A 16371-nucleotide genomic window follows, 5' to 3' on the forward strand; every position below is an offset into this window, starting at 1 on the left:
TCACAGTCCCATGCAGTGCTCAGGGAACCAGCTCGGTCAGGGACGACACATCCACCGGCTCCCCGTAGTCCACTCCCGGCAGCTCGAAGCCGTTGAGCTGCATGAAGTCCTGACGCAGGCCGGCAAAATCCCCCAGTGCGTGGAAGTTGTCCGGCGTCACCTTGGGCCAGAGCGCCGAGACGGCGGCCTGCACGGCCGGGTCCAGCTCGTGGTCATCCATGCGGATCAGCCGGCTGCCATCGGCCACCACCCCGCACGGCCCGTACATCTTGCGGGCGAACAACCGCTGCATCTGCTCGATGCAGCCTTCGTGCACTCCGCGCTCCTTCATCACCCCCATCAGCAGACCGAGGTAGACCGGCAGCACCGGAATATAGGCGCTCGCCTTGGTCACCAGTGCCTTGCACACCGACACCCAGGCGTGGCCGCCGATGTGTGCCAGTTGCAGGTTGATGGTCTCGGCGGTGGCGTGCAGATGTTCCTTGGCATAGCCGATGGTGCCGTCACGGTAGAGGGGATAGGTGGACTCGGGGCCGATATAGGAGTAGGCCACCGTCTGGGCGCCGGTGGCCAGGCAGTCCGCCTGCTGCAACGCCTGCAGCCAGAGTTGCCAGTCCTCCCCTCCCATCACGGTGACGGTATCGCGGATCTCCTCCGGGGTGGCGGTTGCCAGTGACTGCTGCACCAGGGCGTCGCGCTCCAGATCCAGCCCCCAGCCGCTGAACGGCTGGCCCGTGGTCTTGAGCACGGAGCGCACCTGGGTGCCGTCCGGCAGCACCCGGATGCCGCTCGCCAGCGAGTAGATCACCAGATCCACCTGCCCCAGTTGCTGGCGAATGGTCTCGATGGCCTGCTGGCGCAGGGTGTCGGAGAAAGCATCTCCAATGAGGTTGATGGCGATGCGTCCGGCCTGCTCCGCCGCCTGACGGAACCAGATGTTGTTGTACCAGCCGGCGCTGCCGAGCCCCTTGTCGGAGGGGCCCCGCTCGAACGACACGCCCAGGGTGTCGGCACCGGCGCCGAAGGTGAGCGCGATACGCGACGCCAGCCCGAAGCCGGACGAAGCCCCCAGCACTAGCACCCGTTTGGGCCCGTTGAAGGGGCCTGCGGCCCTGACGCTGGCGATCTGCTGCTGCACGGCGGCCCGGCAGCCGAGGGGGTGACAGTTGCGGGCGACGCAACCCTGGATCTGGGGGTGAATGATCATGAAACACGCTCCAAAGCATCAATACGATAAAAGGAGTGCCACTGCGGGAGCATCCACGTCCAACCTGAAGGTGGGGTAACGCGCGCTGCGGCATCATCAAGGGAACTGGCTACAGCATAACCAAGGTGCACTGGATTACCTTGATGCCGGGCGGGATCCGGGCAGGAAGAGGGCGGAAAAACAAAAGGGAGCACCAGGCTCCCCAAAGCGGTATTCAGATGCTTTTTGTTGTGTTGTGCTCATTGCGAAACACGGGCACATCCTATGCCCCTCCCTTCCCCGGGGCAAGAGAGGGGCTGTGATCGGCTTCAAACTCCCGCTCAAAATATGCACTACCTTTTCATCGGATACGGCAACCCGGGTGTACAGGGTCCATGCAAATCCTGAAACTGTGGTACCGCCGTCGTTTTAGTTTCAGCAGACATTGGTATAGTGGACCCAGGATCAGTGAGGAGAACTCCCATGAACGGTACCTATTACAAACACGTACTGGCCGCGATCGACCTGTCGGAAGATAACCGCAAGGTGATCGAGAAGGCGGTCGACCGGGCCCGCTCCAACGGCGCCAAGCTGTCGGTGATCCATGTCGATGTGGACCTCAAGGATCTCTACACCGAGATGATCGATATCGACATCGACAACGTGCAGGATCAGGTGATCGCCGAAGCGAAGGAGAAGCTGGAGACCTTCCTGGCCTCGGTGGATTACCCCATCGAGAAGAAGCTGGTGATCTGCGGCGACCTGAGCGAACGGGTCAACCAGGCGGTCAAGGACTACCAGATCGACCTGCTGGTGTGTGGCCACCGCCAGAGCTTCTGGAGTCTGCTCACTTCGAGCGCACGCCAGCTGATGAATACCGTGCCCTGCGATCTGCTGGTCGTGCCCTTGCAGAAGTGATCAAACAGGCGTAGCTTGATTTTCCATGAATACGACCTTCTTCACTCATAACTACTGGTGGTGCTGCTTATAACAGGCGGCACTGCTTTTCTATGTAAAATTTCCCAAAGAAAACACCGTGACCGCCGAGAGGCGGTCATTGTTTTCATCCCTTTGTCGCCTCCCGGCTCACCCAACCGGAGAGAGTGACATGCACAACCCCATCATACTGACAGGCGACCGCCCCACCGGCAGGCTGCACATCGGCCATTACGTCGGTTCCCTGCGCCAGCGCGTCGAGGCCCAGCACCATTACCGCCAGTTCGTGATGATCGCCGATCTGCAGGCGCTCACCGACAACGGCCACAACCCGGCCAAGGTGACCGACAACGTACTGGAGGTGATGGCCGACTACCTGGCCGCCGGCCTGGATCCCGCCAGGACCACCTTCTGCCTGCAGAGTGCCCTGCCCGCCCTCGCCGAGCTGACGACCTACTACCTCAACCTGGTCAGCGTCGCCCGGCTGGAGCGCAACCCCACCGTCAAGGCGGAAATCCAGCAAAAAGGGTTCGAGCGCAGCCTGCCCGCCGGCTTTCTTGTCTACCCGGTCAGCCAGGCCGCCGACATTACCGCCTTTCGCGCCACCCACGTGCCGGTGGGCGAGGATCAGCTGCCCATGCTGGAGCAGACCAACGAAATCGTCCGCCGCTTCAACACGCTAGCTGGAAAAGAGATCCTGATCGAGTGCCAGCCCATCCTGAGCGACACCGGCCGCCTGCCCGGCATCGACGGCAAGGCCAAGATGTCCAAGTCCCTCGGCAACACCATTGAGCTCGGCATGTCGAGCGACGAGATCAGGCAGGCGGTGTTCGCCATGTATACCGACCCCAATCACCTCAAGGTGAGCGATCCGGGCCGGGTGGAGGGCAATACGGTGTTCGCCTATCTGGATGCCTTCCACCCCGACCAGGCGCTGGTGGCCGAGATGAAGGCCCATTACCAGCGCGGCGGCCTGGGGGACATGCGCTGCAAACAGGTACTGAACGACTGCCTGCAGACCCTGCTCGCCCCCATGCGGGAGCGGCGCCAGGCGGCCATTGCCGACAAGCGCCGGCTGCTGCGCCTGTTGCAACAGGGCACGGAGCAGGCCCGCGCCCTGACCAACGAAGTACTGGCCGAGGTGAAGGGGGCCATGGGACTGGATTACTTCAGCGCGCTGGGGTGAGCCGCGCCGCCCAGTGCGTGCGGGCCGTAGCGCTCGAACGCCAGCCGGTGCAGCAGCCCCTTGAACCAGCCGATCGCCTCGTCATGGGCGGTGAGCGGGTGGCCCGCCATCAGATAGACGATGGGAATGGCGGGATCCAGCTGATGGAGTCGCAGCGGGTAGTGGCGGCAGAAGTGGCGCCCGATCATCTCGGGCACCACCACCAGATAGCGACCGGTGGCCATCAGCGGCGGCACCGCCATAAAGCTCGGCAGCCGGACCCCCAGCTCCCGCTCCACCCCGAAACGCCCCAGCCAGAGATCCACCATGGCCTGGCTGTGACCCCAGCTGGAAGTGTGGATGTGAGGGCGGCTGACCAGCTCGTCCGGCCCCAGCGCATCGGGCAGATCGCTGCCAAGGGGTGACAGGCAGACCAGGGGGTTGCTGAACCACTCCTCCCGCCACAACCGGGGGGAGAGGTGGTTGGCGCCGGCGAACCCGATCACCAGATCCAGCTCTCCCTTCTCCAGCTCCCGCTCGTAATCGCTGTCCGCCAGCTCGCACACTTCCAGCCGGCAGTGGGGCGCGAGCTGCACCATGCGCTCCACCAGCATGGGCACCAGCCCGTGTTCCACCGACCCCGGGGTGGCGATGCGAAACACCCGCTGGGCACTGGCGGGATCGAACCCCTTCGCCTGCCGCAGCCCCTGCTCCAGCATGGCCAGCGCCTGACGTACCGGGCTGGCCAGTGCCTTGGCCCGCTCGGTCGGCATCATCTCGCGCCGGCTCATCACGAAAAGGGGATCATCCAGCGCCTGGCGCAAGCGCCCCAGGGCATGGCTGACGGTGGACTGGGAGAGGTGCAGCCGCTCTGCGGCACGGGTGACGTTGCGCTCCTGCATCAGCATGTCGAACACGGTGAGCAGGTTGAGGTCGAGTCGGGAGAGGGGAAGTTCCATCGATAATGGCCATAGTTGAATGACGACAATTCATTTTTGGCATAGTAGCAGATTGCATAGAATGCGCTGGCGAATTACCTCGGAGATTCAAATGCGTAGTTATCTGTTGTTGCTGGCGATAGGCCTGTTGTGGGGCTCCCAGTTCATCTTCATGCACCAGGCCGTGGCGGAACTGCCTCCCATCCTGGTGGCGGCCGGTCGCGCCCTGTGCGGCAGTCTGACCCTGGGTCTGCTCTGCCTGTTCATGCGCCTCAAGAGCGAACATACCCCCTGGCGTACCTACATGCTGATCGCCCTGCTGGATGCCACCATCCCCTTCATCATGGTGGCCTGGGGTCAGCAGTATGTGGACAGCGCCATCGCCGCCGTGGTCATGGGTTGTATCCCCTTTGTGACCATTTTGGCAGCACCCCTGTTTATTTCTGGTGAAAGAATCACCAAGGGCGGCCTCGTCTCCGTGCTCATCGGCTTCGTCGGTGTGCTGGTACTGTTCTGGCCCAAGCTGGCCAACGGCATGAATGCCGGTCTGCTCGGTGCCATGGCCATCCTGTTCGGCGCCAGCTGCTTCGCCATCGGTCTGCTGATGATCAAGCGCTTTGCCAAGGATCACCCTGTGGTCGTGGCCCGCAACATCCTGATCTCCTCGGCCATCCAGCTGCTGCTGGCCGCCCCCTTCGTGGCCGACCTGAGCACCTTCACCCTGCCGAGCCAGCAGGCCATGGGCGCCGTCGCCATGCTGGGGATCTTCTGTACCGGTCTGGTCTACTTCCTCTACATGGCGCTGATCCAGAAGGCGGGCCCGACCTTCGCCTCCTTCAGCAACTACCTGGTGCCGCTGTTCGGCGTCATGCTGGGTGCCCTGTTCCTCGGCGAGCAGATCCAGTCCACCACCGGCGTGGCACTGGCCCTGATCCTGGGCTCGGTCGCGCTCAACCAGTGGGCCCAGCAGCGCCGCCAGCAGCGGGAGGCCACCCCATGTCAGGCATCCTGACCAGCCTCTGCGGCGGTCTGGTGCTGATCGCCGGCTGGCAGTATCGCCACCGGCTGGCCGGGGTAGTCGGCCTCTTGATGGTGCTGCTGCCCTGGTTCTTCGACAACAAGCTGCAGGCCATGCTGAGTTATGCGTTGAGTGCCTGAAGACACCCTCTGCGTGTGTGACGAGAGTATATCTCTCCTGTTTTTGGGACCGTTTTTCAAAAAACCTCCGATTTGTCCCCTCTACCGGCGCCCTGCGCCGGTTTTTTTATCTCTGTGTCTCTGATCCGTAGCGGTAGCTCAGCCGCTCGTTCTTGCGCGGTCCCGTGATCTGCCAGGCGAGCAGAAAACCGTCACCGGTTTCGGTCAGCTCGGCGCTGTAGTGATCCTGCCCGCACAGGTGCGGCTCGGCCGTCATCCAGCGTCCATTCTCCCCGGGCAGCAGCTCGAACAGCTCGACCGGCTGCTCGTAGCGCAGGTGGGAGAGCAGGATCCCCCGCTGTGTACGCCGCCACCAGAAGCGGTTGTGCATGGCCAGCACCCGGCCATGGGGCGTGGTGTAGCGCCCGCTCTCGGCAAACAGCCAGCCACCCTGGTGATCGGTCACCTGCACAGACCCCTCCCCGCGACCACACCAGTCGGTGGCGGACCCGGCCCCGTTGCTCGCCTCGAAGGCAAATGCTCCGATCTGTGGCAACCCTTCCCATAAACGCTGGATCGCGCCTTCCAACTCGGCCATCATAGCGCCCTCCAAATTGACAACTGACGACAATTCAATCACATGAACTACTTGATAGGGGTTACCCTGCTCTGGTCCTTCTCCTTCAGCCTGATCGGGGTCTACCTCGCCGGCCAGGTGGATGCCTACTTCTCCGTGCTGACCCGCATCGTCCTCGCCAGCCTGGTGTTTCTCCCCTTCCTGCGCCGCCGCTGGCTGCGGCCCGACCTGGTGATCAAGCTGATGAGCCTCGGCGCCATCCAGCTCGGCATCATGTATCTGTTCTATTACCACTCCTTCCTGCTGCTGACGGTGCCCGAGGTGCTGGTGTTCACCATCTTCACCCCCATCTACGTCACCCTGATCCACGATCTGCTGGAGCGGCGCTTCAAGCCGGTCTATCTGTGGGGGGCCCTGCTGGCGGTGCTGGGGGCGGCCGTCATCCGCTTCGACGGGCTCACCGAAAGCTATGTGCTGGGATTCCTGGTGGTACAGGGGGCCAACGTCTGCTTCGCCCTGGGTCAGGTCGGCTACAAGGTGCTGCTGGCCCGGGAGACCGAACAACCACCCCAGCTCGCGGTGTTCGGTTGCTTCTATCTGGGAGCCCTGGTGATCGCCCTGCCCGCCTGGTGGCTGCTGGGCCAGCCCCAGTACCCCACAAGCAACCTGCAATGGGGCATCCTGCTCTGGCTGGGGATTGGCGCCTCGGGACTTGGCTACTTCCTGTGGAACAAGGGGGCAACCCTGGTCAGCAGCGGCGTGCTGGCCATCATGAACAACGCCCTGATCCCGGCGGGTCTGCTGGTCAACCTGGTGCTCTGGGGCAAGGATACCGACATGCTCAGGCTCAGCCTTGGCGCCCTGCTGATGCTGGCATCCCTCTGGGTCTGCCAGCGTCAGCGGGTCAGTGAAGGCTGACGGAAAACGGGCTCGCCCAGGCGGGCCTTCATTGGATTCGCAGATGTTCGTGGTGAGTGAGCGCTGACTAAAAATCAGCCGATGACGGTGTTGTGCTCCCGCTTCGCCTGGCCGTGGCAGGAGGCCAGGCGCGCCAGCAGATGATCGAGCTGCTCGGCACTCTGGCTCTGCACCAGACCGATGCTGACGGTCACCGGGCGCTGGGGCAGCAGGCTGGCATCGGCTATCTCCAGACGCAGCCGCTCGGCAATCTCCAGACCGCTCAGTCGATCGGTCTGAGAGAGCATCAGGATGAAGCCATCCTCGTCCCAGCGGGCGAAGGGATCCTCCCGCCTCAGCTCGCGGCGGACCATGCGAGCCAGTTTGGCCAGCATGGCGTCGCAAGTGGCCTCGCCAAACAGCTGCAGGATCTTGCTGCGGTGATCCACGCTGAATTGCAGCAGACAGAAACTGCCGCTTTCACTGGCCAGCCGCTCATCCAGCAGCATCTCGAAATGGCTGCGGCTCTCAAGTCCGGTGAGCGGATCCGTGTCGTGGCGATCCTCCAGGGGCGCCATGGCGGCATCCAGATGGCGCACCACCCCCAGCAACTGCCCCCGCTCGTCGCGGTGCATCCGCTCCTCCAGCCGAATGTAGTGGCCCTGATGATGCAAGATGCGGTACTCGAGCCTCACCCCGCTGCTGCGCCCCTCCTGGCAAGCCGCCATGGCCTCGGCCAGACGGGGGCCGTCGTCCGGGTGCACCCGGGCCAGCCAGCCGAGATCATCCAGCTCTCCCCCCTCCAGCCCCAGCAGCTGCAGACAGGAGGGATCGCGCCTCAGGCCCTGTTCGGCCGACCAGGTCCAGATCCCGGCCTCCAACATCGCCATGGCCTGCGCCATCAGCGTCACCTCAAGGGGGGTGGTGATCTCTACCCAGGGAGTCTCATACCTTTCCATCACGCGCCTCGAAACCGGATCTGAATATCTGAATCAAACATTCTCAATAAGTAACATTGGCGCAGGCGCCGAGCAACCGCGCCAATGTCAGCCCCTCAGCCCGCCGCTCTTGTCCACTTCAAGATATCAGGTCCCAGCAAAACGCCATTCGCCTTGCCCTGATAACCCGCCATCAATGCCTGCCAGCCTTCAGACACGAAGTAGCAGAGGAACTCAGCCCGCCTTGCCCTGATAACCGGCCATCAGTGCCTGCCAGCCTTCAGCCACGAAGTAGCAGAGGAACTCAATTCACCTAGCCTTGATAGCCAGCCATCAGCGCCTGCCAGCCTTCAGCCACGAAGTAGCAGAGGAACTCAATTCACCTAGCCTTGATAGCCAGCCATCAGCGCCTGCCAACCTTCAGACACGAAGTAGCAGAGGAACTCAATTCACCTTGCCCTGATAACCGGCCATCAGTGCCTGCCAGTTCTCCGGCACGAAGTGGAAACTGGTATGCAGCTGGGATTCCTTGTTGAAGGAGCGCAGTAGCCGCTCCAGGTTGGCCTGTTGCCAGCTGCCAGGTGCGCGGATGGCCCCCTTGTCGAAATCGATCACCCACACCTTGCCCTCCTTGTCGAGCAGCAGGTTGTGGCTGTTGAGGTCCGCGTGACAGACACCGGCATCGTGCAGCCGGCGCACCGTCTGCCCCACCTTGTGCCACACCTCGGCGGCCAGCGGCCCCAGCTTGAGCAGGGCCACCAGATCCTTGGCCCCCCGGATGCGCTCGATCAGGATGTCGGCCCGGTAGAAGGGCCCCTGCTTGACCATGCGTGCCGCAAACGGACGCGGCACCGGCAGCCCCTGCTCGCTCAGGGTGGCCAGCAGGCGGTATTCGGCCATGGCCCGACTCGACTCCACCCCCTCGAACCAGAAGCGATCCCGCACCAGCTTGCCCACCATGCCGCCACGGTAGTAGTGACGCAGCACCAGATGGCGCGACTCATCCTTCACGAACCAGGTCACCCCCCGGCCGATGGCGCTCCCCACTACCTGGCGATGGGTCTGCCACCAGACCGGGTCGAACAGGGAGGGGGAAGGATCGCGGAAGGCACCGTCGGCATACCAGCAGATCTGGTTGTGGGTGGTCTGTGTCAGCATCATGAAAATTCCGGTCGGTAGTGGGACGCAGGGCATCCCGTCAGGGGACTGTGCCGGTCGGGCAACTGGCGCAATTTTACAATCCACAAGGGAGTTTGCATAATGCCATCCATCCATTTTGCCATCGTTGCGCCACATCATGCCGCTGTTCCAAACGCCGCCCTCCTCCATCTGCATCCTGCGCCTCTCCGCCATCGGCGACTGCTGTCACGCGCTGGCACTGGTGCGCGTCATCCAGCGGGCGTGGCCAGAGACCCGCATCACCTGGATCACGGGCAAGATTGAGGCGACCCTGTTTGCCGACCTGCCCGGTGTCGAGGTCATCCCTTTCGACAAGAGCAAGGGCTGGCGAGGCTATCGCGAGCTGTGGCAAACCCTCAAGGGACGCAGGTTCGATGCCCTGCTCCATCTGCAGGCGGCCTTGCGGGCCAGCATCGCCACCTTGGGGATCCGCGCCAAGGTCAAACTCGGTTTTGACCGGGAGCGGGCCAGCGACGGCCAGTGGCTGTTCACCAACCACAGCGTGCCGTCCCCCGCCTCTCCCCACGTGCTGGACGGCTTCCTCGCCTTTGCCAGGGAGCTCGGCATCCAGGATCTGACCCCGGACTGGCAACTGCCCATCAGCGCCGAACACCAGGCCTGGGCCAGGGAGAAGGTAGGCGGCAAGCCGACCCTGCTCATCTGCGCCGCCGCGAGCAAAGCCTTCAAGAACTGGACGGCGGCCGGTTATGCCGCCCTGGCGGATCACGCCGCCAACCGGGGCTTTCAAGTCTATCTGTGCGGCGGACCGGCCAAGCTGGAACGGGATCTGGCTGCCGACATCCAGCAGCTGAGCCAGAGCAAACCGGTGGATCTGGTGGGGCAGACCAATCTCAAGCAGTTGCTGGCGCTGATCAAGGAGGCCAGCCTGGTGCTGGCCCCGGATACCGGCCCCGCCCACATGGCCACCCTGGTGGGTACCCCGGTGATCGGCCTCTATGCCCATCACAACCCGGATCGCACCGGCCCCTATCTGTGCCGCGACTATCTGGTCAGCGTCTATCAGGAGCTGATTGAGCAGGAGACCGGCAAGCCCCTGGCCGAGCTCGGTTGGCGCACCCGCCTCAAGGATCCGGACGCCATGGGCAAGATCACCCGCGAGCGGGTCATCGCCGCGTTCGACCGGTTCTGTGCCGATCGCCAGCTGCTGCCAGCGGCGGGCAATTCGGAAATACCGAGCCCTGAGGCAGGGATAATCTGATGGCTCTCCCCCGGCAGCGGGGGCAGAATGGCAACCAATGTGGGTAACGCTCCTGCAGCAAGCTACGAATACTTTGATCGGCTGGAATATGATTCCGGCCGTTTTTTTATCCGCCCCCATCTGCTAACATTCGCCGCCTTTACATCCCCCTGATTCTGACTTTTCCGCGTTTTGCGTTTGGCTGTCTCCCTTTCGGGCACAAGACGGCGGCCTCTGCTACAACCAAAACTCGGGTCATCGATTAAAGGTAATGACATGGCGCAACAAGGCACTCTCTATATCATCTCCTCCCCGAGCGGGGCAGGTAAATCCAGCCTGCTCAATGCCTTGCTGACCAAACACAACGGTGCGGGCAAGATGCAGCTCTCCGTCTCCCACACTACCCGCGCCACCCGCCCCGGCGAGGAACACGGGGTGCACTACCACTTCGTGCAGGTGGAGGAGTTCAAGGAGTTGATCGAGCGCGGCGATTTTCTGGAGTGGGCCGAAGTGTTCGGCAACTACTACGGCACCTCCCGCGCCGCCATTGAAGCCTGCCTGGCTCAGGGGATCGACGTCTTCCTCGACATCGACTGGCAGGGTGCCCGCCAGATCCGCGAGTTGATGCCGACCAAATCCATCTTCATCCTGCCCCCCAGCCGTGAGGAGCTGGAGCGCCGCCTGATCGGCCGTGGCCAGGACAGCGTCGAGGTGATCAAGGGCCGGATGGAGAAAGCCATTGCCGAAATGGTGCACTATGACGAGTATGACTATGTCATCATCAATGAAGACTTTGAGCAGGCACTGTTCCAGCTCAGGGCCATTATCGAGTGCCAGCGACTGGAATTGCGCCAGCAACAGCAGGCCCAGCAAAACTTGCTGAAACAGCTACTGGCAGAGTAAGCCAAAAACAAGTAAACTTTTGCGTCATTTTTAAACACCGCTTTTTCAATCACAGAAAGCCCAAACACTGGAGTCCCGCATGGCCCGCGTTACTGTAGAAGATGCTGTAAAACAGGTAGGTAACCGTTTTGACCTGGTGCTGGTCGCCGCGCGCCGCGCCCGTCAAATCGCGGTACAAGGCAAGGATCCCCTGGTCGACGAAGAGAACGACAAGCCGACCGTGATCGCCCTGCGCGAGATCGAACTGGGTCTGGTCAACAACCAGGTGATGGATACCCAGGACCGTTACGAGCAGCAAGAGCAGGAAGCCGCCGAGCTGGCTGCCGTTGCCGCCATCGCCGAAGGTCGCGGCTAAGTCAGTCGTTTCCCATAGTCGGCGCCCGCCCGGGTGCCGGCTGTTATCCCCATTTACAACCGCTCGAAAACCTCGCAAACTCGAGGGCATACCCTCAATTTCACGGATTGCCGTTTAACCGCTGCGGGGACTGTCTTGTATTTATTTGAAAACCTTAAAGAAATAGCCAGTTCCTACCTGCCAGCCGAGCAGGTCGAGAAGCTCAGGCAAGCCTATGTGGTGGCCCGCGATGCTCACCAGGGGCAGATGCGTTCCAGCGGTGAACCCTATATCACCCATCCTGTTGCCGTGGCTCGCATTCTGGGCGACATGCGCCTCGATCACGAAACCCTGATGGCAGCCGTGCTGCACGACGTCATCGAAGACACCCCGGTCACCAAGGACGACCTGGCCGAGCTGTTCGGCAATGCCGTCGCCGAGCTGGTCTCCGGCGTCTCCAAGCTCGACAAGCTGAAGTTCCGCGATCGCAAGGAAGCCCAGGTCGAGAACTTCCGCAAGATGATGATGGCCATGACCCAGGACATCCGGGTCATCCTGATCAAGCTCGCCGACCGCACCCACAACATGCGCACCCTGGGTTCCTTGCGCCCGGACAAGCGCCGCCGCATCGCCCGGGAAACCCTCGAGATCTTCGCGCCCATCGCCAACCGCCTCGGTATTCACACCATGAAGAACGAGCTGGAAGAGCTCGGCTTCGAGGCGCTCTACCCCATGCGCTCCCGGGTGCTGCGGGAATCGGTGCGTCGCGCCCGTGGCAACCGGCGCGAGATCATCGACTCCATCCAGAGCGAGATTGAGGGACGTCTGCGGGAAGCCGGCATCGACGCCCAGGTGAGCGGCCGCGAGAAGAACCTGTTCTCCATCTACAACAAGATGGAGAAGAAGGAGCTGCAATTCCACGAAGTGATGGATATCTATGCTTTCAGAGTGAGAGTGAAAGACATAGACACCTGCTACCGGGTGCTTGGGCAGATGCACAGCCTCTACAAGCCGCGCCCCGGTCGCTTCAAGGATTACATCGCCATCCCCAAGACGAACGGCTACCAGTCCCTGCACACCTCATTAGTGGGGCCGCACGGTGTGCCGGTGGAGGTGCAGATCCGCACCGAGTTCATGGACCAGATGGCCGACAAGGGGGTCGCCGCCCACTGGGCCTACAAGCAGGATGGCGACAGCTCGGGCACCACGGCCCAGATCCGCGCCCAGCGCTGGATGCAGAGCCTGCTCGAGCTGCAACAGAGTGCCGGCAGCTCCTTTGAATTCATCGAGGGGGTCAAGACCGACCTCTTCCCGGACGAGATCTACGTCTTCACGCCGGAAGGCCGCATCATGGAGCTGCCCGCCGGCGCCACCCCGGTGGACTTCGCCTACACGGTGCACACCGACATCGGCCACGCCTGCGTCGGCTCCCGGGTCGACCGCCACCCCTATCCCCTGAGCAGCCCGCTGCACTCGGGTCAGACGGTGGAGATCATCACGGCACCGGGCGCCCGTCCGAACGCGGCCTGGCTCAACTTCGTGGTGACCACCAAGGCGCGCTCCAAGATCCGCCAGTTCCTCAAGAACCTGCGCACCGAAGAGTCCGTGGTGCTGGGCCGTCGCCTGCTCAACCATGCGCTCGGTGCCAAGAATATCGAAGACATCCCGGAAGCCCGCGTCAAACAGGTGCTGGCCGACACCAAGCACGAGAACCTGCAGGGCTTGCTGGCCGACGTGGGTCTTGGCAATGCCATGAGCGTCATGGTGGCGCGGCGCATGCTCGGTGACGAGCTGCCGCCGGAAGAGCAACCGAAATCCAACAGCAAGAAGATGCCGATCAAGGGTGCCGACGGCATGCTGGTCACCTTCGCCAACTGCTGCCGCCCCATCCCGGGGGATGCCATCATCGCCCACATCAGCCCGGGCAAGGGCCTGGTGATCCACCAGGAGTCCTGCCGCAACATCAAGGGCTACAGCCGCGAACCGGACAAGTACCTGCCGGTACAGTGGGAAGTGGACAAGGAGCAGGAACAGGAGTTCCGCACCGGCATCAGCATCGAGATCGTCAACCACCAGGGCGCCCTGGCGGAGCTGGCTAACGTGATTGCCGCCACTGGCGCCAACATCCACGCCATCAGCACCGAGGAGAAGGACGGCCGGGTCTATGTGGTCACCCTGCTCATCACCACCAAGAGCCGGATCCACCTTGCCAACATCATGCGCAAGATCCGGGTGATGCCGAACGTGCTCAGGGTGAGCCGACAGAAGAACTGAACACAGGCGGCGCAAGCCGCCTGCTGCTTTTCAAGAGATACCCAGGGCCCCATGCAGCAGGCCACCAGCCTTGTTGCATGCACCAGCCTCACGACATAGAAACCGATATGACTCCTGAACGCTTCAAACGCATTTCCGACATGCTGGCCCAGCGCCAGCTCGACTTGACCGTCTGCATGGAAGAGGTCCACAAGCCGCACAATCTGGCCGCCATCGTGCGCACCGCCGACGCCATCGGCATCCACCGGGTGCACGCGGTCTGGCCCAAGAGCTGGATCCACAAACGCAAGGGCACCGCCCGCGGCAGCCAGAACTGGGTGGACGTGAAGCTGCACCCGGACATCGGCAGCGCCGTGACCGAACTGAAGGCGTCCGGCATGCAGATCCTGGCGACCCACCTCTCCGAGAGCTCGGTGGACTTTCGCGCCATCGACTACACCAAACCCACCGCCATCCTGGTGGGCCAGGAGAAGCACGGCATCGGCGAAGAGGCGCTGGCCCTGGCCGATCACCATATCGTCATCCCCATGGTGGGCATGGTGCAGTCCCTCAACGTCTCGGTGGCGGCCGCCGCCATCCTCTACGAAGCCCAGCGCCAGCGCGAGCTGGCCGGTTGCTATCAGCGCGGGTGCCCGCTCAGCCTGGAAGAACAGAACACCATCTTGTTCGAGGGGGGCTATCCCGTCTATGCCCAGCTCTGCAAGGAGAAAGAGATGCCCTACCCCCAGCTCGGCCCGGCCGGCGAGATCCTGGCGGACGAGCGCTGGTGGCAGCAGATGCAGCTGACCCGCAAGGGGTGGGCCGCGCAACAGGAAGAGGATGAATGGCAGGATCAGTGATGGAGAATCCCTTTGGCAGCTGGCTGGAATCCCAGGTCATACGGGATCACCTGACCAACCCCAATATCGAGGCCGGGGAGTACAGCTACTACTCCGGCTACTACCACGGCAAGCCGTTCGAGGATCACTGCGTACGTTATCTGCTGGGTGACGGCTCGACCCGTGACACTTGGGAGAGCGGCGTCTGGGGCGAGGTGGATCGCCTCATCATCGGCAAGTTCTGCTCCATCGGATCCGGTGCCACCTTCCTGCTGGCGGGCAATCAGGGCCACCGCATGGAGTGGGCCTCCACCTTCCCGTTCGATCCCGGTATCTTTGGCGAGGGGGTGCAGAGCGGCTTCCAGTGCAAGGGTGACACCCGGGTCGGCAACGACGTCTGGATAGGCTCGGAAGCCATGATCATGCCGGGCGTCACCATAGGCGATGGAGCCGTGATCGCCACCCGCGCCGTGGTCACCCGGGACGTGCCGCCCTACACCATAGTGGGCGGCAATCCGGCCAAACCGATCCGTCTCCGCTTCGACGAGGAGCGGATCGCCATGTTGCAAGCCATGCAGTGGTGGGACTGGCCGCTGCCCCGTTTGCAGGCCGCCATGCCTCTTATCTGCTCGAGCGACATAGCGACGCTCTACCACCATTGGCGAGAGGAGCTTGCCCGATGAAATATTTCTCTCTTCCCCTGCTGGCCCTGACCCTGTTTTCTGCCGGAACCCTTGCCGTGAACAACCCCTATCAGCTGACCACCGAAGCCGACGTCCCCGCCCTCTATCAACAGACCCTGCCCGACTTCTGGCGTGAACATGCCGTGGAGGGGAAATTCAAGGGCAAGGACGGGATCGCCATCCGCTATGCCGCCCTGCGCCAGCCCACCGTCGATCGCGCCATCCTCATCGTCAACGGCCGGGTCGAGAGCTACCTCAAGTACCAGGAACTGGCCTGGGATCTGTGGCGCCAGGGCTACAGCCTCTACCTCATCGACCATCGCGGTCAGGGAATGTCCGGGCGCATGCTGGCCGACAAAGAGAAGGGATATGTCGACCAGTTCGACGACTATGTGCTGGATCTCAAGCAGTTTCACGACGAGGTGATCCTGGCGGACAAGCCCGCCAGCCTCTTCCTGCTGGCCCACTCCATGGGCGGCGCCATCTCGGCCCGCTATCTGGAGCGCTGGCCTGACGACATCCGGGCCGCCGTGCTCTCCTCCCCCATGATGGGCATCAACCTCGGCGGCCTGCCCAAGTGGCTGGCCAAGGGAGTAACGGCCACCATAGGCACGGTCGGCGGCTGGTTGGGCGAGCCCCCCTACGGCCCGGGCCAGGGGCCCTATCAGGATCAGGGCTTCGCCGACAACGAGCTGACCCACAGCACCTCACGCTATCAGGCCTTCCGCCAGATCTACGAGCAGCATCCCCAGGTCAAGCTCGGGGGAGCCACCGCCCACTGGATCCATCAGGGCATTACTGGGGCAGATGCGGCGATCGCCGATGCCGGCGCCATCAGGACGCCGCTGCTGCTGCTGCAGGCTGGCGAGGACAGCGTGGTGGACAACGCGGCGCAGGATGCCTTCTGCGCCAGGGCCAGGTGTGAGGGAGGCAAGCCGCTGCGCATCGAAGGCGCCTGGCACGAGCTCTTCATCGAGGCGGATCCCCAACGCCAGGCCGCGCTCAACGCGACTCTGGCCTTCTTCGCACGCCACTAACACCTGGTTATTTTTTGTATCCCTAAATAAATGGGGTCGCGGGAGCGGTTGCTGTACACTGCTCCCGCTTTCATTCGTAACCCCGAGGTGATGATGTATAAGGTCGTTGTATCCGATCTCGATGGCACCCTGCTCAACAAGCAGCACCAGATCTCCCCCCGCACCCGTGAC

18 protein-coding genes are annotated in these 16371 nt (G+C 62.8%); 13 read left to right on the forward strand and 5 right to left on the reverse strand.

Features of this window, described 5'->3' with window-relative positions; all coding sequences use genetic code 11:
- Positions 1–19 precede the first annotated feature (19 nt).
- Positions 20–1207, reverse strand: coding sequence for an enoyl-ACP reductase FabV (fabV, locus tag BN1136_RS00845; RefSeq protein WP_043763671.1), 1188 nt, complete (start codon positions 1205–1207; stop codon positions 20–22).
- A 462-nt stretch (positions 1208–1669) separates the two neighbouring features.
- On the opposite strand from fabV, the gene BN1136_RS00850 reads away from it, so the two are divergent.
- Entirely contained in the window at positions 1670–2104 is a 435-nt protein-coding gene (locus BN1136_RS00850; RefSeq protein ID WP_042079034.1) for a universal stress protein, read from the forward strand.
- A gap of 190 nt (positions 2105–2294) precedes the next feature.
- Positions 2295–3308 (forward strand): tryptophan--tRNA ligase, encoded by a 1014-nt coding sequence (trpS, locus tag BN1136_RS00855; protein WP_043763673.1) that lies wholly within the window; start codon positions 2295–2297, stop codon positions 3306–3308.
- On the opposite strand, the gene BN1136_RS00860 is transcribed toward trpS, so the two are convergent.
- Entirely contained in the window at positions 3287–4246 is a 960-nt protein-coding gene (locus BN1136_RS00860) for a LysR family transcriptional regulator (protein WP_043763676.1), read from the reverse strand. The genes trpS and BN1136_RS00860 overlap by 22 nt on opposite strands.
- A 91-nt stretch (positions 4247–4337) precedes the next feature.
- On the opposite strand from BN1136_RS00860, the gene BN1136_RS00865 reads away from it, so the two are divergent.
- Positions 4338–5237, forward strand: coding sequence for a DMT family transporter (locus BN1136_RS00865; RefSeq protein ID WP_043763678.1), 900 nt, complete (start codon positions 4338–4340; stop codon positions 5235–5237).
- Complete coding sequence (locus BN1136_RS19545) at positions 5222–5383, forward strand: hypothetical protein (RefSeq protein WP_081843883.1); 162 nt, start codon at positions 5222–5224, stop codon at positions 5381–5383. Before BN1136_RS00865 ends, BN1136_RS19545 begins: the two co-directional genes overlap by 16 nt.
- Before the next feature lie 106 nt (positions 5384–5489).
- Here the strand turns inward: BN1136_RS19545 and BN1136_RS00870 are convergent, their stop codons facing one another.
- The gene (locus tag BN1136_RS00870) at positions 5490–5960 is read right to left on the reverse strand and encodes a DUF6314 family protein (protein WP_043763709.1); all 471 of its coding nucleotides are present in this window, start codon (positions 5958–5960) and stop codon (positions 5490–5492) included.
- Positions 5961–6002: 42 nt separating this feature from the next.
- Here BN1136_RS00870 and BN1136_RS00875 point away from each other — a divergent pair, with 42 nt between their 5' ends.
- Positions 6003–6857 (forward strand): carboxylate/amino acid/amine transporter, encoded by an 855-nt coding sequence (locus tag BN1136_RS00875; protein ID WP_043763680.1) that lies wholly within the window; start codon positions 6003–6005, stop codon positions 6855–6857.
- Positions 6858–6931: 74 nt separating this feature from the next.
- Here BN1136_RS00875 and BN1136_RS00880 read toward each other — a convergent pair whose 3' ends face one another.
- Together BN1136_RS00880 and BN1136_RS00885 are read right to left on the reverse strand one after the other, a co-directional pair.
- Positions 6932–7795: a GGDEF domain-containing protein gene (locus BN1136_RS00880; RefSeq protein WP_043807922.1), complete on the reverse strand. Its 864-nt coding sequence runs from the start codon at positions 7793–7795 to the stop codon at positions 6932–6934.
- A 423-nt stretch (positions 7796–8218) separates the two neighbouring features.
- Entirely contained in the window at positions 8219–8932 is a 714-nt protein-coding gene (locus tag BN1136_RS00885; RefSeq protein WP_043763711.1) for a 3-deoxy-D-manno-octulosonic acid kinase, read from the reverse strand.
- Between the two features lie 139 nt (positions 8933–9071).
- Here BN1136_RS00885 and BN1136_RS00890 point away from each other — a divergent pair, with 139 nt between their 5' ends.
- The 8 genes from BN1136_RS00890 to BN1136_RS20095 form a co-directional block, all read left to right on the forward strand.
- Positions 9072–10172 carry a glycosyltransferase family 9 protein gene (locus tag BN1136_RS00890; RefSeq protein ID WP_043763714.1) on the forward strand — a complete coding sequence of 367 codons (1101 nt, stop codon included), beginning with the start codon at positions 9072–9074 and terminating at the stop codon, positions 10170–10172.
- A 255-nt stretch (positions 10173–10427) separates the two neighbouring features.
- Complete coding sequence (gmk, locus tag BN1136_RS00895) at positions 10428–11054, forward strand: guanylate kinase (protein WP_043763682.1); 627 nt, start codon at positions 10428–10430, stop codon at positions 11052–11054.
- 79 nt (positions 11055–11133) lie between these two features.
- The gene (gene rpoZ, locus BN1136_RS00900) at positions 11134–11409 is read left to right on the forward strand and encodes a DNA-directed RNA polymerase subunit omega (RefSeq protein ID WP_005307060.1); all 276 of its coding nucleotides are present in this window, start codon (positions 11134–11136) and stop codon (positions 11407–11409) included.
- A gap of 135 nt (positions 11410–11544) precedes the next feature.
- A complete protein-coding gene (gene spoT, locus BN1136_RS00905; RefSeq protein ID WP_043763686.1) occupies positions 11545–13662 on the forward strand; it encodes a bifunctional GTP diphosphokinase/guanosine-3',5'-bis pyrophosphate 3'-pyrophosphohydrolase in 2118 nt (705 codons plus the stop codon).
- Between the two features lie 107 nt (positions 13663–13769).
- Positions 13770–14501 (forward strand): tRNA (guanosine(18)-2'-O)-methyltransferase TrmH, encoded by a 732-nt coding sequence (gene trmH / locus BN1136_RS00910; RefSeq protein WP_043763689.1) that lies wholly within the window; start codon positions 13770–13772, stop codon positions 14499–14501.
- Positions 14501–15163, forward strand: a complete 663-nt coding sequence (locus BN1136_RS00915) for a CatB-related O-acetyltransferase (RefSeq protein ID WP_043763691.1) — start codon at positions 14501–14503, stop codon at positions 15161–15163. The genes trmH and BN1136_RS00915 overlap by 1 nt, the downstream gene beginning before the upstream one ends.
- Positions 15160–16200, forward strand: coding sequence for an alpha/beta fold hydrolase (locus BN1136_RS00920; RefSeq protein ID WP_043763694.1), 1041 nt, complete (start codon positions 15160–15162; stop codon positions 16198–16200). The genes BN1136_RS00915 and BN1136_RS00920 overlap by 4 nt, the downstream gene beginning before the upstream one ends.
- Positions 16201–16293: 93 nt before the next feature.
- The coding region (locus BN1136_RS20095; RefSeq protein WP_156135294.1) for an HAD family hydrolase at positions 16294–16371 on the forward strand (78 nt) is incomplete at its 3' end.

Origin of the sequence: Aeromonas taiwanensis (genome assembly GCF_000820165.1) — a bacterium.
In the GTDB taxonomy this organism is placed as follows: Bacteria; Pseudomonadota; Gammaproteobacteria; order Enterobacterales; family Aeromonadaceae; genus Aeromonas; species Aeromonas taiwanensis.

What these genes read in the sequence shown, in the direction of transcription:
- fabV (WP_043763671.1), bottom strand. Translation starts at nt 1,207, where the DNA reads ATGATCATTCACCCCCAGATCCAGGGTTGCGTCGCCCGCAACTGTCAC.
- BN1136_RS00850 (WP_042079034.1), top strand. Translation starts at nt 1,670, where the DNA reads ATGAACGGTACCTATTACAAACACGTACTGGCCGCGATCGACCTGTCG.
- trpS (WP_043763673.1), top strand. Translation starts at nt 2,295, where the DNA reads ATGCACAACCCCATCATACTGACAGGCGACCGCCCCACCGGCAGGCTG.
- BN1136_RS00860 (WP_043763676.1), bottom strand. Translation starts at nt 4,246, where the DNA reads ATGGAACTTCCCCTCTCCCGACTCGACCTCAACCTGCTCACCGTGTTC.
- BN1136_RS00865 (WP_043763678.1), top strand. Translation starts at nt 4,338, where the DNA reads ATGCGTAGTTATCTGTTGTTGCTGGCGATAGGCCTGTTGTGGGGCTCC.
- BN1136_RS19545 (WP_081843883.1), top strand. Translation starts at nt 5,222, where the DNA reads ATGTCAGGCATCCTGACCAGCCTCTGCGGCGGTCTGGTGCTGATCGCC.
- BN1136_RS00870 (WP_043763709.1), bottom strand. Translation starts at nt 5,960, where the DNA reads ATGGCCGAGTTGGAAGGCGCGATCCAGCGTTTATGGGAAGGGTTGCCA.
- BN1136_RS00875 (WP_043763680.1), top strand. Translation starts at nt 6,003, where the DNA reads ATGAACTACTTGATAGGGGTTACCCTGCTCTGGTCCTTCTCCTTCAGC.
- BN1136_RS00880 (WP_043807922.1), bottom strand. Translation starts at nt 7,795, where the DNA reads ATGGAAAGGTATGAGACTCCCTGGGTAGAGATCACCACCCCCCTTGAG.
- BN1136_RS00885 (WP_043763711.1), bottom strand. Translation starts at nt 8,932, where the DNA reads ATGCTGACACAGACCACCCACAACCAGATCTGCTGGTATGCCGACGGT.
- BN1136_RS00890 (WP_043763714.1), top strand. Translation starts at nt 9,072, where the DNA reads ATGCCGCTGTTCCAAACGCCGCCCTCCTCCATCTGCATCCTGCGCCTC.
- gmk (WP_043763682.1), top strand. Translation starts at nt 10,428, where the DNA reads ATGGCGCAACAAGGCACTCTCTATATCATCTCCTCCCCGAGCGGGGCA.
- rpoZ (WP_005307060.1), top strand. Translation starts at nt 11,134, where the DNA reads ATGGCCCGCGTTACTGTAGAAGATGCTGTAAAACAGGTAGGTAACCGT.
- trmH (WP_043763689.1), top strand. Translation starts at nt 13,770, where the DNA reads ATGACTCCTGAACGCTTCAAACGCATTTCCGACATGCTGGCCCAGCGC.
- BN1136_RS00915 (WP_043763691.1), top strand. Translation starts at nt 14,501, where the DNA reads ATGGAGAATCCCTTTGGCAGCTGGCTGGAATCCCAGGTCATACGGGAT.
- BN1136_RS00920 (WP_043763694.1), top strand. Translation starts at nt 15,160, where the DNA reads ATGAAATATTTCTCTCTTCCCCTGCTGGCCCTGACCCTGTTTTCTGCC.